The sequence below is a fragment of the Bacillus paranthracis genome, from assembly GCF_001883995.1.
Lineage (GTDB): Bacteria > Bacillota > Bacilli > Bacillales > Bacillaceae_G > Bacillus_A > Bacillus_A paranthracis.
The window spans coordinates 1-15875 of sequence record NZ_MACE01000032.1 but is presented as its reverse complement, the minus strand read 5'-3'; the positions used below and the strand labels follow the sequence as shown (position 1 = coordinate 15875).

The 15875-nt window shown below is 35.8% G+C and carries 15 protein-coding genes; 11 read left to right on the top strand and 4 right to left on the bottom strand.

Annotated elements, in window-relative coordinates; all coding sequences use genetic code 11:
* The first annotated feature begins 1 nt into the window (after window position 1).
* From BAQ46_RS13610 to BAQ46_RS30670, 6 genes are all read left to right on the top strand, one after another.
* The gene (locus BAQ46_RS13610; RefSeq protein ID WP_000719858.1) at window positions 2-199 is read left to right on the top strand and encodes a DUF3311 domain-containing protein; all 198 of its coding nucleotides are present in this window, start codon (window positions 2-4) and stop codon (window positions 197-199) included.
* Window positions 196-1668 (top strand): sodium:solute symporter family protein, encoded by a 1473-nt coding sequence (locus BAQ46_RS13605; protein WP_071742035.1) that lies wholly within the window; start codon window positions 196-198, stop codon window positions 1666-1668. The genes BAQ46_RS13610 and BAQ46_RS13605 overlap by 4 nt, the downstream gene beginning before the upstream one ends.
* A 102-nt stretch (window positions 1669-1770) precedes the next feature.
* Window positions 1771-3249 carry a spore germination protein GerLA gene (gerLA, locus tag BAQ46_RS13600; protein WP_001996708.1) on the top strand — a complete coding sequence of 493 codons (1479 nt, stop codon included), beginning with the start codon at window positions 1771-1773 and terminating at the stop codon, window positions 3247-3249.
* Window positions 3250-4374, top strand: coding sequence for a spore germination protein GerLB (gene gerLB, locus BAQ46_RS13595; protein WP_000802025.1), 1125 nt, complete (start codon window positions 3250-3252; stop codon window positions 4372-4374). It abuts the gene before it with no gap.
* Entirely contained in the window at window positions 4358-5524 is a 1167-nt protein-coding gene (locus tag BAQ46_RS13590; protein ID WP_000681624.1) for a Ger(x)C family spore germination protein, read from the top strand. The genes gerLB and BAQ46_RS13590 overlap by 17 nt, the downstream gene beginning before the upstream one ends.
* 11 nt (window positions 5525-5535) lie before the next feature.
* Complete coding sequence (locus BAQ46_RS30670; RefSeq protein ID WP_071742034.1) at window positions 5536-5673, top strand: hypothetical protein; 138 nt, start codon at window positions 5536-5538, stop codon at window positions 5671-5673.
* Between the two features lie 61 nt (window positions 5674-5734).
* Here the strand turns inward: BAQ46_RS30670 and BAQ46_RS13580 are convergent, their stop codons facing one another.
* Genes BAQ46_RS13580 through BAQ46_RS13570 form a run of 3 tightly spaced genes read right to left on the bottom strand, consistent with a single transcriptional unit; the run spans window position 5735 to window position 8089 of the window.
* A complete protein-coding gene (locus tag BAQ46_RS13580) occupies window positions 5735-7135 on the bottom strand; it encodes a nucleoside recognition domain-containing protein (protein ID WP_000443601.1) in 1401 nt (466 codons plus the stop codon).
* Window positions 7113-7835, bottom strand: coding sequence for a FeoB small GTPase domain-containing protein (locus tag BAQ46_RS13575; RefSeq protein ID WP_071742033.1), 723 nt, complete (start codon window positions 7833-7835; stop codon window positions 7113-7115). The genes BAQ46_RS13580 and BAQ46_RS13575 overlap by 23 nt, the downstream gene beginning before the upstream one ends.
* Complete coding sequence (locus BAQ46_RS13570; RefSeq protein WP_000252986.1) at window positions 7832-8089, bottom strand: FeoA family protein; 258 nt, start codon at window positions 8087-8089, stop codon at window positions 7832-7834. Before BAQ46_RS13570 ends, BAQ46_RS13575 begins: the two co-directional genes overlap by 4 nt.
* A 512-nt stretch (window positions 8090-8601) precedes the next feature.
* Here BAQ46_RS13570 and BAQ46_RS13565 point away from each other — a divergent pair.
* The 4 genes from BAQ46_RS13565 (at window position 8602) to BAQ46_RS13550 (ending at window position 12095) form a co-directional block, all read left to right on the top strand.
* On the top strand, window positions 8602-9501 hold the full coding sequence (locus BAQ46_RS13565; RefSeq protein WP_000245122.1) for a phosphate ABC transporter substrate-binding protein PstS: 900 nt from the start codon (window positions 8602-8604) through the stop codon (window positions 9499-9501).
* 70 nt (window positions 9502-9571) lie between these two features.
* On the top strand, window positions 9572-10462 hold the full coding sequence (gene pstC, locus BAQ46_RS13560; RefSeq protein ID WP_000676680.1) for a phosphate ABC transporter permease subunit PstC: 891 nt from the start codon (window positions 9572-9574) through the stop codon (window positions 10460-10462).
* Window positions 10463-10464: 2 nt separating this feature from the next.
* Window positions 10465-11385 carry a phosphate ABC transporter permease PstA gene (pstA, locus tag BAQ46_RS13555; protein ID WP_000994142.1) on the top strand — a complete coding sequence of 307 codons (921 nt, stop codon included), beginning with the start codon at window positions 10465-10467 and terminating at the stop codon, window positions 11383-11385.
* Between the two features lie 185 nt (window positions 11386-11570).
* Window positions 11571-12095 carry a P-loop nucleotide/nucleoside kinase family protein gene (locus BAQ46_RS13550; RefSeq protein WP_000465770.1) on the top strand — a complete coding sequence of 175 codons (525 nt, stop codon included), beginning with the start codon at window positions 11571-11573 and terminating at the stop codon, window positions 12093-12095.
* A gap of 43 nt (window positions 12096-12138) precedes the next feature.
* Here BAQ46_RS13550 and BAQ46_RS13545 read toward each other — a convergent pair whose 3' ends face one another.
* Complete coding sequence (locus BAQ46_RS13545) at window positions 12139-15183, bottom strand: efflux RND transporter permease subunit (protein ID WP_071742032.1); 3045 nt, start codon at window positions 15181-15183, stop codon at window positions 12139-12141.
* Window positions 15184-15422: 239 nt separating this feature from the next.
* Between BAQ46_RS13545 and BAQ46_RS31375 the strand changes: the two genes are divergently transcribed.
* Window positions 15423-15554: a hypothetical protein gene (locus BAQ46_RS31375; protein ID WP_282957202.1), complete on the top strand. Its 132-nt coding sequence runs from the start codon at window positions 15423-15425 to the stop codon at window positions 15552-15554.
* Window positions 15555-15875: the final 321 nt, after the last annotated feature.

The following is a 15875-nucleotide window of genomic DNA, read 5'->3' as shown; positions in this document are numbered from 1 at the left end:
GATGAAGAAAATACACGTATTAGCGCTTATTCCAGTTTTTTGTTTAGTTGTTGGCCCCGTATTTGCTAATTCAGTTACTCCTTACATATTAGGGATGCCATTTTTATTATTTTGGATATTATTATCAGTGCTTATTACATCTCTTTGTATGGGGATTGTGTACGTATTTGATCCTGCTAATAAGGGGGATGTAAAATGACCGCATTACTTATCATTATTTTATTTTTGTTTCTCGCACTATTTTTGGGAATTCGGGCGCAACATGGAAAAGATATGAATTTAGAGCAATGGTCAGTTGGAGGAAGAGGCTTTGGTACTATTTTTGTTTTTCTTCTTATGGCAGGTGAAATTTATACGACATTCACATTTTTAGGTGGAAGTGGATGGGCGTATAGTAAAGGAGCACCTACTTTTTATATTTTAGGTTATGGTGCGTTAGCTTATATTTTATCTTATTTTTTATTACCACCAGTTTGGAAGTATGCAAAAGAGCATAATCTAGTTTCGCAGCCAGATTTTTTTGTGAAGAAATATAAGAGTCAGGCACTTGGCCTTATCGTTTCTATCATTGGGGTTATTTCGATTATCCCATACCTTGTTTTACAGTTAAAAGGATTAGGAATTATCGTTTCGGAAGCGTCTTACGGAAGGGTATCACCAGTTATCGCAGTGTGGATTGGCGCAATTGTTATAACAATATATGTAATGGTTTCAGGTATACACGGCTCTGCTTGGACGGCCGCTTTGAAGGATATTATGATCCTGTTTATCGTTATGTTTTTAGGTATATATTTACCGTACCATTATTACGGAGGATTTCAGCCGATGTTTGAAGCTGTAGAAGCAGCAAAACCAGGATTTTTATCTTTACCTGATGAAGGAATGAGCATTTCTTGGTTTGTTTCTACTATTGTATTAACAGCTCTCGGTTTCTATATGTGGCCCCATACATTTGCCTCTGCTTTCTCTGCAAAAAATGAAAAAGTATTTCGTAAAAATGCGGCCATTATGCCACTGTACTCTTTAGTTTTACTTTTCGTGTTCTTTGCAGGGTTCGCAGCTATCTTGCAAGTTCCTGGATTAAAGGGAGGGGATGTAGACCTTTCGTTATTCCGTCTGGCTCTTCAAACTTTTGATCCTTGGTTTATTGGGGTTATTGGTAGTGCTGGAGTTTTAACGGCATTAGTTCCAGGTTCTATGCTTGTCATGGCCGCTTCTACATTATTAGCGAAAAATATTTACCGAACAATGGTCCCATCTGTCTCGGATCGACAAGTGGCAAAAGTAGCGAAATTATTTGTTCCTGTAGTAACGCTTGTAGCTGTTTTGTTTACTTTTAAAGGTGGAGAAACGATAGGGGCACTTCTTTTAATGGGATATAGTATAGTGACACAACTTTTCCCGGCACTTGTATGTAGTTTGTTTCCACGTCAGGTTATTACGAAGCAAGGAGCAATTGCAGGGATGGGGATTGGGTTGTTAGTGGTTGCGTATATTACTTTATCTGGTTCAACTATAGCTACGATGTTTCCGGGTTTCCCTCAATATATAAAAGATTTAAATGTAGGTATAGTTGCGTTATTAATAAATATGATTGTGATGTTTATCGTTAGCGGATTCACGAAAAATGTGTCTATAAAAGCAGACAATATAATAGTAGAAAAGTAATTCATATGCTAGAGCTATCTTTGAAAAGAGATAGCTCTTTTTTTGTATATATTTTCTTCTATTAGCGGAATCTAACTAAAAACTTGTTGAAAAGGAAGTTAGGTGGGGGACTTGTTAGAGCTAAAAGGTAACTTATTTGAAGTTATGAAAGAAATTAGAGATGAGTTAGGTTCGCCGAATGATTTAACAATTAGGGAAGTTGCCCTTGCCGGTAGTTTTACACGCTGTGCTGTTGTCTTTTTATGTGGGTTAACAGATAAGGATAATGTTTATAAATATGTAGTTCGTACACTTCAATATGAAGAAATACAAAAAGACGAAGCTGTTGTTCAAACATTATTGGATCGCTTTATTTCTATTGCAGAAGTTGGTAAGAAGACAACGTTGCCGGATATTATAAATGCGATTTTAGCGGGAGATACAGTTATATTAATTGATAATATTCAAACCGCTATCGTAATTAATAGTAGGGCTTGGGAAAAAAGAAGTTTAGAACCGCCAGTAACAGAAGATTTAATACGTGGACCGAGAATTGGATTAAATGAAGATATTAACGTGAATAAAGTATTAATTCGCCGTAGTTTACGTGACCCAAAGCTGAGATTTCAATCTTATATTATGGGAAAGAGATCCCAAAAAGAAGTGACTTTAGTATATATAGAAGACATTATTAATCCTTACATTGTAAAAGAGCTAGATCGGCGTCTTCAATCCATAGTGACAGATGTCGTTTTTGAGACGGGTACAATTGAGCAATTAATTCAAGATAATAATTTGTCGCCGTTTCCGCAGTTTTTGAATACGGAAAGGCCTGATAATATTGTGGCCTCATTAACGAAAGGAAAGGCAGCTATTTTGGTGGATGGATCTCCCTTTGCCCTTATAGCTCCGCTAGTGTTTGTTGATATTTTTCAATCTGTGGAAGATCATTATGAGCGTTGGGTAATAGGGACTTTATTAAGAATTTTGCGGATGGGTTCTGGTATAGTTGCAATTTTAATGCCAGCGATGTATGTAGCGCTCGTCTCGTATCACCAAGGACTTATTCCTTCTAAATTGGCTTATTCGATTGCTGGAGCAAGAGAAGGTGTTCCTTTTCCTGCCTATATTGAAACGTTAATGATGGCATTAACGATGGAGTTAATACGAGAAGCAGGAATTAGGTTGCCGAAACCGATGGGACAAACAATTGGGATTGTAGGTGGTCTTGTAATTGGAGAGGCAGCGGTGAATGCAGGAATTGTAAATCCATTTTTAGTTATCATTATTGCGGTTACAGCTATTGCTACATTTTCACTTCCGGTGTATAGCATCACAATTACGTTTCGAATTTTACTTTTCGTCTTTGTATTAGCAGCAACGGCTTTTGGGTTGTATGGAATCATTCTAGCTCTTATTGCGCTTGCTGTTCATATTACAAATTTAACAAGTGTTGGTGTGCCGTATACAACTCCAATTGCTCCCGCATTCTATAAAGATTGGAAAGAAGAGCTTATTCGTTTGCCGAAATCAATGTTGAAAGAGAGACCGGAATATTTACAAACGAAGGATTCTACAATACGTCCAAAGGAGCGAGAATAATTGAAACCATTTGAGTATGGCGATGAAGAGATTGGATCTCGGGAAATTGGGTTTGCGGTATCTTCGACCATTATTGGTATAGGAGCATTGTCTATGCCAAGAGATATCGCTAACCAAACTTTATTTTCGGACGGTTGGATTATTTTGCTTTTGGGTGGATTGGTGTGTGCAGTTTTAGGTTGGTTTGTAACGAGGGTAGCTATTTTATTCCCGAAACAAAACTTTGTTCAATATACGAGTGCGCATTTGACAAAGCCTGTTGCATACACGATTAGCAGCGTTTTAGTATTAACGTTTGCTGCGTTGACAGCATATGAATCGCGAATGATTTCAATTATTTCCCAAACGTATTTGTTTAGTGATACACCAATACAACTACTGTCTTTCTTCTTCTTATTAGTTGTTATTTATGGAATAGCAGGATCTAGAGCAGCTTTATTAAGGTTAAATGTTCTATTTTTACCTATTGTTTTAATTGCGATAGTGCTTCTTTCTTTATTGAATATAAATTTAATGGAAATAAATAATTTACTACCAGCCTTTCAAACGGAAGTGAGTCAATATGCTGTTGGAGTTAAAAATTCTATTTTTACGTTTATTGGATTTGAAGTAGCTCTGTTTTATGCTGTGTTGCTGAATGATAAGGCGGCAAAAAAAGCACCAATGGCAGTTGCGAAAGCGGTAATGGTAAATGTGTTGTCGTACATTTTAATTTATGTAACTTGTATTAGTGTTTTTACGTATATGACAACTCGTGGATTGACGTACCCAACAATTGAATTAGGGAAAGAAATTGAAATTGGTGGAGGGTTTTTAGAAAGATTTGATGCAATTTTTTTTACAACTTGGATTATTACTATTTATAACACTACGGCCATGTATTATGATGTCGCATCATTATTATTTTGCGCTATGTTTCCCAAAGTGAAGAAACATATTTTCATTTTTGTAAGTGCCCCGATTATTTTTATGGTGAATATGATGCCTAGTAGTTTAAATGCTTTATCAAATTATGGAACTTATTTAGCTTGGATAGATATGGGGTTTGTCGTGTTAGCACCTTTGTTAGTTTTTATTGTATATAAAATAAGAAGAAGGAATGGTAGAAATGAAACACCTTCTTAAAATTATAATGCTTATGGTTTTAGTTGGATCTATCAGTGGGTGTTCTGAGCTAGAAGAAATAGAAGAAAGAGGATTTGTAGTAGGTGCAGCCTATGATATCGTGAAAAAAAAGAAATCAAATCCGATTATGAAAGGGACGTATCAGATGGTGCTTCCCAGTAAGCTAGCGCAACAAGGGGGACAAGGTGGTGGAGATAGTGAAAATTATATTAATGTGAGTGCGAAAGCAGATAGTGTCTTTGAGCAAATCCGAATTATTGCTAAAAAGATTAGTCGAACATTATTTTTTCCGCATATACAAGTCATTATTTTTTCGGAAGAATTACTGGCGAATCCGTATGTTTTGCAAAATACGTTAGATGTATATATTCGCGATCATGAAATGAGGAGAAATATTCGTTTGTTTGTTTCGAAGAAGAATGCCGAATCTATTTTAAAACAGAGTGCAAAACCTGAAAATTTACCGGCACAGTATATTGATATGTTAGCTGAACATCCTCCGAAAAATGCCCAAATGATTGAGGCTGCAAGAATTGGTGAGGTTCAGGAAAAGATGATTGCGAGCCGAAGCTTCGTATTACCTATTCTTGAATTAACAAAGCAAGGTGTACAAATGAACGGGGCAGCGTTGTTTCGTGGGAAGGATAATAAGTGTGTAGGTAGTTTGAATGGGGAAGAAACATTAGGAATGAATTATATAGTAGGTAAAAAAATTGGAGGTTTTTTTACTATCCGCAAAAAGAATCAACTTATTACATATGAAATTCATAAGTTGCGTCGGAAAATTAAAGTATCTACAACAAATGTTACAAAACCAAAGTTTAATATTCACTTATTTTTGGAAGGTACAATAGCTGAGTTACACTTTAGTGATCATAAAAAGGTCTTGAATGAAAAACGTTTAGAGAAGGATATTTCGAAGGAAATGGAGACGCGCATCCGAAAATCCGTTCAGCTTGTTCAAAAAAAATATAAGGTAGATGTATTAGAATTAGGGGAAGTGTATAAGCGGCATAATTATAAAGAGTGGAAAAAAATAAGTAAGAATTGGGATCAAGGTGAAAATTACTTTAGTGATGCTGAGGTTACTGTTCATGTTCATCCAACAATTGAACATACGGGTTCAGCTTTACCAAAAAGAGTAAAGTAAGGTGATGGAAGTTGTTTACTGGATTAGGAATTAGTTGCACAATATTAATGGCGATTCTTCCAGGCGCTATATACTTTATTCATAAGAAACTCACAACGTATGGAGCGCAGCCTTGGAATGCTGATGTGCAAAAAAAGAAACCTGAATGATTTCAGGTTTCTTTCGTGCAAAGCATATGTGAAGGGGGATACCTTCTATGTATGCTTTGCTTTATACAAGCCCTAACCAATGTACCAATTGTGTAGAGAGGAATGTCACAACGATGGCGATAACGGTAGGGATTGCAAACGATAAGAATGTCCATTTTGCACTTTTTGTTTCTTTATATATGTTAACCAGTGTCGTTCCGCATGGGAAATGAAGAAGTGAGAACAACATTGTGTTTAACGCTGTTAACCAAGTCCAACCATTTTCTAAGAATAAATTTTTAATTTGATTAAAATCATCTATTTCAGTTAAAGCCCCGGTTGATAAGTAAGACATTAATAAAATCGGGATAACAATTTCATTCGCTGGTAGTCCAAGAATAAACGCAGCTAGAATAAAGCCGTCAAGTCCTAACATTTTAGCAAATGGATCTAGAAAATTTACAAAATACATAAGTAAGCTTGTGTCACCGATGAAAATATTAGCTAGTAACCAAGTTAATGCAGCCGCAGGGGCAGCTACAACAACAGCTCGTTTTAAAACATAAACTGATTTATCGAGTGTTGCGCGTACAATTGTATTCCAAACCTTTGGCTTACGGTACGGCGGTAACTCAAGTGTGTAGTGGGTTGGAACGCCTTTTAAAGCTGTTTTTGATAGTACCCAAGAAACAGTTAATGTCATAACGATACCAATTACAACCATTCCAACTACAACGCCGGCAGTAACAAGTGTTTGCATACTACCTGTATAACCAGCAGCCATAAATAATGAGGCCATTAAAATTAACATAGGCCAGCGACCGTTACAAGGTACGAAGTTATTTGTTAAGATTGCAAGCATACGTTCACGTGGTGATTCAATAATACGTGTTGACATAATAGCTGCAGCGTTACAACCGAATCCCATTGCCATTGTTAAAGATTGTTTACCGTGTGCACCAGAGCGTTTGAATAATCGGTCCATATTAAACGCAACGCGTGGTAAGTATCCATAGTTTTCTAATAGTGCGAACATAGGGAAAAAGATGGCCATAGGTGGTAACATAACGCTAATAACAGCGCCGATACCACGGAATAAACCAAGTATTAAAATGCCATGTAACCATTCAGGTGCGTGTGCTGCTTGGAACCAAGAAGTTAAATATCCTTCGGCCCATCCGAAAAACTCAGCAATCATATCAGATGGTACGTTAGCACCAGCGATTGTAAGATAAAAAATGATAGATAAAATACCGAGCATAATTGGGAATCCCCATATTGGAGATGTGAAAATTTTATCTAGTTTTTCAGAACGATATAATTTATCCGTATTTGTATATTGAACAGATTCTTTACAGATGCTTGCAGATGTTCGATAAATATCTCCGACAATATCATCTCGTATATCTTCTTTTGAAAGTGTTTGAGCGTGTTGAATAATATAGTCTAATGGAAGAGCTTTACTGGCTGAGTGAGATTCCATTGATTACGACCTCCCTTACAAGTGGTTCGTTATGATGTTTTTCAAGTGCAGTTAAGAAATTTTTATCTCCATCTAATATACGTAATGCAATCCAACGTGCTGGATACGTATCACCGAATGCTTTATAAATTTGTGGTTCTAATTCTCGAATCATATTTTCGATTTTTTCACTATAAGTAACTTTAATTGGTGCTGGAATTAGCTTTTTATTTGCTACTTTAGCAATGACATTTAGTAAATGACCGATGCCTACTCGGTTACGAGCGGAAATCTTAACTACAGGTACACCAAGTGATTTTGCTAATTTTTTTTCATCGATAACGATGCCTTTTTTCTCAGCTTCATCAATTAAGTTAATACAAATGACTACGTTACTCGTCATTTCCATCACTTGAAGTGCTAAATTTAAATTTCTTTCCATTGCTGTTGCATCTACAACAACTACAGTTACTTCTGGTTTTTCAAATATAATATAATCCCTTGCTACTTCTTCATCCGCAGAATTTGAATATAGTGAGTAAGTCCCAGGTAAATCTATTAATGTATATTTACTACCGTTATGTTCATATTCTCCTTCAGCTTTTAAAACAGTTTTTCCCGTCCAGTTTCCAGTATGTTGTTTTAAACCTGTTAAAGTATTAAATAATGTACTTTTCCCGGTATTTGGGTTGCCAGCTAAAGCAATGCGATATTTGCTCATCTGAAATCATCTCCTATTAATACCCCGAAAATAAGGGAACTTTCTTCCTTGCGTAGTGCGATAGTTGTGTTGCTTACTTGATAAGCGACCGGATCTCCAAGTGGGCTGCGTTGTAATACTTTAATTGTTGCGCCGGGGATAAATCCTAAATCTAATAAACGTCGTTTCATAGTTCCTTCTAATTGTATCTTCTCAATTTGTACAAACTCTCCAGTCTTAAATTCGGAAAGTGGTTTTTTATTAGCCGATACCATAAAAGTTACCTCATCTCTATATTGTTAGTTTAAGTTTAAAAAGTTTCCTTAGGTAAACTTTTTGTTAGTAATATAGTAGACTACATTGGATGATGCTGTCAATTGGTACTTTAAAAATATTCATTTATTTTTAGAATTGTTCCAATTTATTTAGTTGTACTAAAAAATATTACTGAAATTCTGTGTAATGTACATAAATTAGGCGCGTAAAAGTAACAAAATACAACGGAATTGTAAATGTAACTTTAACTAAAAGGGAAAAAGAGCGAAAAACATTTACATTTAATTTACATTGTTAAGAGTAAATTTACATTACAGCTTAATTAGTGTGGATTTTGTTGGGTTCTTCAACTATAAATGTTGGGATTTCTAGTTTTTAAGGGGTATTATCGTCATTTACTTAAAATTAAAAATTGCTTAACACTCACATAATATTATTGTCCTACAATGAATTTGTGTTCGAAAGAAGTAGATAAATGTGAAAAGTGATAATCCAAATGGGGGTACAAGACATGGTCATGAAAAAGGGTATTAAATTTTCTTTAGCAGCTTTAGTGGTAGCGGGTTCATTAGTGGGATGTGGAAAAGCAGAAGAGACATCAGGTAAAGAGGCTAAAGGAAGCGATAATGCAAAACAAGAATTGTCAGGTACGATAGCAGCTGCAGGCTCTACAGCACTTCAACCTCTTGCAGAGGAAGCTGGAAAGAAATTTATGGAGAAAAATTCAAACGTTTCTATTCAAGTGCAAGGTGGCGGTAGTGGAACTGGAATTAACCAAGTAGCTTCTGGTGCGGTCCAAATTGGTAACTCAGATGTTCCATCTGCAGATAAAATAAAAGATGCTGATAAGGCGAAAGAATTAGTAGATAACAAGGTAGCGGGTATTGCATTCGCACTTGTCGTAAATAAAGATGTAAAAGTTGATAATTTAACAGTACAACAAGTACAAGATATCTTCACTGGAAAAGTAACAAACTGGAAAGAGGTAGGCGGGAAAGATGAAAAAATTAACGTAATTAACCGTCCAGCTTCTTCTGGTACACGTGCTACATTTGAAAAAACAATTATGAAAGACGCGAAAATTAATGATGGAACTGGTACTACACAAGATTCTAACGGTGCAGTAGAACAAGCGATTAACTCTACTCCAGGTTCAGTAAGTTATTTAGCAATGTCTTACATGGTTGGCGAGAAAAAAGGTGCGCTACAAACAGTGAAAATTGATGGTGCTGAACCAAAAGTTGAAAACATTGCGTCTGGTAAATATCCATTCTGGTCTTACGAGTACATGGTAACGAAAGGTGAGGCAAAAGAAGCAACAAAAGCTTACATTGACTATGTAAAAGGTAAAGATTTTGAAAAGCAAGTAGAAGATATGGGTTATATTCCAATGTCTAAATTAAATAAGTAATAAAATTTATGGGGCTGGCTGCAAGGCCAGTCCTGTTCATTTCAATTTATGAAGTGGGGTCTGTCCTGTGATGAAGGGGAAAAAACAAATTAATTACGTGAAAAGTGAATATATAGGAAGATCACTTGTTACGTTTTGTGGTATTTTTATTGTTTTAGTTACATTAGCTATTATTGCATTTATTTGCGGTAAAGGAATTCAATCATTTACGCAAAGTGGTATCTCGTTTACTGAAATGTTAACATCGACAAAATGGAGTCCAAATGCTGATGAGGGAACTTTCGGGGCTGTAATTTTTATTGTAGGTTCAACGGTGGTTTCGTTAGGTGCGGTTATTATTAGTGCGCCAATTGCTATAGCTCTTGCTATATTCATGAATTTAATTTCGCCGAAGTTTGGAAATAAAGTATTGAAGCCTGTTTTAGAATTATTAGTTGGTATTCCTTCGGTTGTATACGGATTATTAGGGGTTACAATCTTAGTACCGCTATTACGTGATTCGTTTGGAGGAGTGGGCTTTAGTTTAATTGCAGGTATTGTTGTATTAAGTATAATGATTTTGCCTACTATTGCTAGTATCGCTTCTGATGCAATACGCTCTGTTCCATTTGATTATTTAGAAGCTTCTTATGGTTTAGGATCAACGAAATGGCAAGCGATTAGCCGAGTGATTGTTCCTGCTGCGAAAAAGGGGATTTTAACAGGTATTGTTTTAGGTTTAGCGCGTGCTTTTGGTGAAGCATTAGCGGTTCAAATGGTAATTGGGAATACGGTTAAATTACCAGAAGGAATATATAGCCCGACAGCAACGTTAACTGGTATTTTGACAATGGACATGACAAATACATTAAACGGAACTGCTTGGAACAATGCGCTATGGACTTTAGCAATGATTTTACTTGTTATTTCATTCCTGTTTATTTTAGTAATTCGAGCAATTGGGCAAAGAGGTGAGCGATAATAATGAATGCAAGAACGGTAAATAAAGTTTGGACAGGTATCTTTTATGCGGTTGCGGCTTTAGTTGTAGCTTTACTAGTGTTCTTAGTGTTTGAGATTTTACAAAAGGGATGGGGTTTTTGGGATCCTAATTTCTTGTTTGGAGAACCAAGTAATACAAGAGCTGGTGGTGGGATTGGTCCGCAGTTATTCAATTCTTTCTATATGCTTGTTATAACGCTTATTATATCTATTCCTCTCGGATTAGGCGCTGGAATATATTTAGCAGAGTATGCAAAACAAGGACGTTTTTTAAACTTTGTCCGTTTATGTATTGAGACAATGGCATCTTTACCTTCTATTGTTGTTGGTTTATTCGGTTTGTTAGTGTTCGTTACAATGACAGGATGGGGATACACAGTAATGGGTGGTGCCCTTGCTTTAACAATTTTAAACTTGCCAGGTTTAACTCGTGTTTGTGAAAATGCGATTTCAGAGGTTCCTTCTAATGTGAAAGAGGCGAGTCTTGGATTAGGTGCAACAAAGTGGCAAACGATCACTCGTATTATTATTCCGTCGTCACTACCACAAATTATTACAGGTGTTATTTTAGCGGCAGGTCGTATATTTGGTGAAGCGGCGGCATTAATTTATACAGCGGGTTTAACATCTCCAATTTTAAATTCAGCAGCGGACTTCTCAAGTCCTGCTCATCCTTTAAACCCATTTAGACCAGCTGAAACGTTAGCGGTTCACATTTGGAAGTTAAATTCTGAAGGAATTATTCCGGATGCGAAGTTAATTGCGACAAAGTCTGCAGCTGTATTAATTATTATGGTATTGCTATTCAATGTTATTTCACGCTTAGTAGCATCTATATTGCACAAACGTTTTACAGGAGCGAAAAGAAAAAGTAAAACGACGAAGAAGGTAAAAGCGGCATAAGTTATAAAGAAGAACTCTCTATTTATAAGTAGGGAGTTCTTTTTGCGTTTTAATATAGAAGGAAAAGGTATAGCGATTGTTGAATTTGTAATTCGTTATATAGATAAAGTGAAATTTTAAACAGTGGGGTTTTACTGCTCACAAATAGTGGGATAAAAAGATGAAAATGAGGGAGTGGGTTTAATTTGTTTTTTCTGCAAATGTCAGGTTTTCCAGGATCGGGAAAATCTACAGTTTCTAAGTATATAGGGGAGTTAACAGGTGCTATAATTGTAGATCATGACGTTTTGAAATCAGCATTGTTAAGATCGCTAGAAGTGAAAGGTATTGAATCAACGATTATTGGTGGACTTGCGTATGATGCTGAATGGGCATTGATTGATTCATATTTAGAACAAGGACATAGTGTGATATTGGATAGTCCATGTCTATATAAAGGGATGGTTGAAAAAGGAATTAAGCTGTCTAATAAACATGGTGTGAAATATAAATATATTGAGTGTTATCTGAATGATATGGAAGAGATTAATATGAGACTACAAACACGTAAGCGTCTGGTCAGTCAAATTGAAAAGGTAGAGTCGGAAGTAGCTTTTAAAAAGTGGTTAAATGGTAGTAAAAGACCTCTAAATAGTGAATATCTTATTGTGAATTCTAGTGAACCTCTAGAGCGGTATGCAGAAAAAATGATGGATTATATGAGTAGGTAGAGAAAAAGCGTTATCTTCATTCGTGAAGATAACGCTTTTTCGTTTAAATATCAGGTGTTTCTGTAGAAGTATTTATTTTTCTACGAGAGCGTCTTTTTCTCCCGATTTTATCTAATAGTTCATACATTACAGGAACGACTACTAATGTAAGGACAGTTGAGACTGCTAAACCGCCGATGACAACGACTGCCAAACTTTTCGATACCATACTTCCTGCTTGTGATTGACCAAATAGGAGTGGTAGCATAGCGACGATTGTTGTAATAGCTGTCATAATAATTGGGCGTAATCTAGTGGAACCTGCTTCAAGTAAGGCCTCTCTCGTTTCCATACCGTGTTCTCGGTTTTGTTGTACTCTTTCTATTAATACGATAGCGTTTGTAACGACAATCCCGATTAACATTAATGCGCCGATCAAGGAATTTACATCAACTGGTGTTCCTGAAATGATTAATCCTAAAATACCGCCGACAGCAGCTAATGGCAAGGAGAACAAGATTGCAAAAGGAGCACGCGCCTGTCCAAAGGTAATAACCATAATTAAATATACAATCCCGATTGCAATCCCCATAATCTTGAATAAATCTGTGAAGTTCTCTTGCATAGATTCAGTGGCGCCTGCGATATTTACTTTGGCTCCGCTAGGTAAATCTAAGTCGGCTATCGCTTTGTTCACTTCTGCGCTTACCTTACTTAAATCTTCATTTGAAGCTTCTGCGGTAATTTGAATGGTTTCTTTTCCATCTTTATGGAAGATTTCTGTTTGAAGTTGCTTTTCTGAAATAGTTGCAATGTCTTTTAAAGGAATTGGTCCATTAATAGGTGATAGTATGTTTGTGTTTAAAATGTCTTCTTGTTTCGTAATGCTTTCTTTTTTATGTTCTATCATAATAGTAGTTTTTTCGTTATTGATTGAAACTTCACCAATAGGTGATTTCTTCATAAGGAATGCTACTTGTTGAGCTGCTAATTCTGGTGTTAATCCTAGTTGTTCGGCCTTTGTTTGATCAACATGGATTTGCCATTCTTTCTTAGAGTCTTCTAAATTCGTTTTTACTTTAGAAAGATCATCCATATCTTTTAGTTTTGTTTCGACGATAGTAGCAGCCTTTTTTAAATTCGTTTCGTTAGTGGCTGTTACGTTGAATTGCAAATTATTGCCGCCGCCAGAGCTTGAATAACTCGTTTTTATATAATCAAGTTCAGCGGGTTCAAAAGCGTTATGTTCTTTTTTTAACTCTTTAATATATTGATCAATATCAGAGCCTTTCTTGAAGACTACAAATATACTGGCAAGATTATTTTTCGTCGTTTGCCCCCATTGTGCATCTTCTGCGCTAGATCCCATTCGTAAAATAACATCCGTTACATCTGAATTGGAAAGTAGCTTCTTTTCGAAATCAAAGGCTTTTTGTTTTTGTGTTTCAGGAGCGTAATCAGCTGGGAAAGTCATATTAATAGATAACATTGTGTCGTCTTCAGATTTTATATTCGCTTTCGGTAGTAATACATATGCAGCAATCGATCCTGCGAATAATAAAAAAGAAGTAAGTAGAATAATGAATTTATGCGAAAGAGCCCACTTTAATGTAGCCGTATATCGTGGTGAAGAACTTGGCTTTTTGTGTTTTGTTTTTTTGAGTAGTAAAAAAGCCATAAGTGGAACAACTGTTAGTGCAACGATTAAGGACGATAGTATAGAATATACGACCGCTAATACCATAGGTAACATTAATTTTCCGATTACTCCTGATACGAGGCCGATAGGTAGAAAAACAGCAACCGTTGTTAAGGTGGAAGAAGTAATTGCGACGGCGACCTCTTTCGTTGCATCGAGAATAATATCTTTAGAGAAAGATTCCTTTTGTAACCGGCGGAAAATATTCTCAATGACAACGATGCTATCATCGACGAGACGTCCAACTGCAACGGCTAAACCACCAAGTGTTAGAGTGTTAAGTGTGATGTTAGATTGGTGTAGTAAAAAGAGTGTTAATAAAATAGATAATGGAATACTGACAACAGCGATGAGTGTCGTTCGGAAATTGCGTAAAAAGATTAAGATAATTAGAGTTGCAGCAATTGCTCCAAGGATTACTTCTTTTCCCATGCTAGTAACAGCATTTTCAACTTGTTCATGAGTTGATGCTAAAAGTTTAATAGAAAACTGATCTTTATATTGTTTACTTATATCTTTAATTTTTTTATCGATTTCTTTTCCAATTGCAACTGCGTTTTTACTTGGCTCTTTCATGATGATTAATCCAGTGCCTTCTTCGCCATTTATATGTGAGATTGTGTCATAGTGTTGTTTTAGTTCAATTTGAGCAACATCTTGTAATTTAACTTGAGGTGCAACAGTGATGTTTTTAATGTCATCTACATTTTTTATATCCCCGATGACACGAAGGTTATATTCTTCTTTATTAACGGTAACAGCTCCAGCTGGAGTGGAAGTTTCTTTTCCTTGTAAAACCTTTAATATTTGTTCCGTTGTTACGTTTTTATCTTTTAATTGGTTTGGGTCTAGTATAATAGATAATTCGGAAGTTGATTTTCCAAAAAACATAACGTTGGCAACGCCATCAATGCTTTCGAGTTGTGGTACGATTTCCTTTTCGATTTGTTTTTCATCTGCTTTTGAAAATCCGTTTTGCTTTTGGATTGCAATTTGAGCGAGTGGAATCATAGAAGTATTTAATTGGCTAACTATCGGTTTCGTTGCATCTTTAGGTAATTTAATTGTATTAATGGCCTTTTCAACTTCACGTGTGGCATCTTTCATATTTGCTTTGGATGCATACGCGATATCGATGCGTGATAATCCTTCGTGAGTAGAAGAGGTGATGTTGTCGATGTGTTCTAAGTTGCGAAATTGTTTTTCAAGGGGATCGGTTACTTCTTTTGTCATTGCTTCGGCGTCGAGTCCTGGAGATAAGGTTGTGACGGTGACTGCGGGATTATCGATGCTAGGTAAAAATTCCATAGGTAATTTAGAGCCGGAATAAACACCGAGTATGGAAATGAGAAAAACCATGATGATAACAGCGGCGCGGTTTTTTAATGAAAACTTTGTTAACCTATCCATAAAGTAATTCCTCCATTGGGTTATTTATAGTTGAGTACGTCCTTTCTTACTATATAACAAAAAATGGATATTTTTCATTAATTAAATGTAAAAAAATTCTAACAATAATCTTAAGTTGATGTTTCGTTGGAATTTCGTTATCTATCCCGCCGTTGGTCGGACGATAAAATTCTCACCTCGAATTCGGTTGGGGGGAGCTATCTGCCAACAACCGGTTCTTTCAATTAGTAATGATTTGTGTGGAGGGACAAAAAATCAACATGTGCGCATTATTAGGAAGTGGCGAAGCTATTTTCTTTTTAAATGTGGACTCTAATGTAGAAGAGAATGAAAAGGTGGGAGGGATTATGGAAGGCAGTTTGGTTAATTAGAGTGTATTGGTATACAATCAAAATACTTATTTTCAGTAGAGAGAATAAAAGGTTTTACTATAGAAGAAAGGAGGATAGATAATTTTTTTGTTTTTTTATAAAAAACACTTGTTATTTAAAAACCATGATGGTATATTAATAAACGTCGCTGATGCGGAAACGTAGAAAACGACAAAAAAGAAATTTTAAAACTTAGTTGACATCGAAAAATGAAGATGTTAATATGATGAAGTCGCTTCTGAAGCGATGGACAAGTTCTTTGAAAACTGAACGAAACAAACAACGTGAAACGTCAATTTTTATTTTAGATGCTAGACAAAC

Excerpts from the sequence above, each read along its gene's own strand:
- BAQ46_RS13590 (WP_000681624.1), top strand. The coding sequence starts at position 4,358 with ATGAAACACCTTCTTAAAATTATAATGCTTATGGTTTTAGTTGGATCT.
- BAQ46_RS13565 (WP_000245122.1), top strand. The coding sequence starts at position 8,602 with ATGGTCATGAAAAAGGGTATTAAATTTTCTTTAGCAGCTTTAGTGGTA.
- pstA (WP_000994142.1), top strand. The coding sequence starts at position 10,465 with ATGAATGCAAGAACGGTAAATAAAGTTTGGACAGGTATCTTTTATGCG.
- BAQ46_RS13610 (WP_000719858.1), top strand. The coding sequence starts at position 2 with ATGAAGAAAATACACGTATTAGCGCTTATTCCAGTTTTTTGTTTAGTT.
- BAQ46_RS13580 (WP_000443601.1), bottom strand. The coding sequence starts at position 7,135 with ATGGAATCTCACTCAGCCAGTAAAGCTCTTCCATTAGACTATATTATT.
- BAQ46_RS13545 (WP_071742032.1), bottom strand. The coding sequence starts at position 15,183 with ATGGATAGGTTAACAAAGTTTTCATTAAAAAACCGCGCCGCTGTTATC.
- pstC (WP_000676680.1), top strand. The coding sequence starts at position 9,572 with ATGAAGGGGAAAAAACAAATTAATTACGTGAAAAGTGAATATATAGGA.
- BAQ46_RS13575 (WP_071742033.1), bottom strand. The coding sequence starts at position 7,835 with ATGAGCAAATATCGCATTGCTTTAGCTGGCAACCCAAATACCGGGAAA.
- BAQ46_RS13605 (WP_071742035.1), top strand. The coding sequence starts at position 196 with ATGACCGCATTACTTATCATTATTTTATTTTTGTTTCTCGCACTATTT.
- BAQ46_RS13570 (WP_000252986.1), bottom strand. The coding sequence starts at position 8,089 with ATGGTATCGGCTAATAAAAAACCACTTTCCGAATTTAAGACTGGAGAG.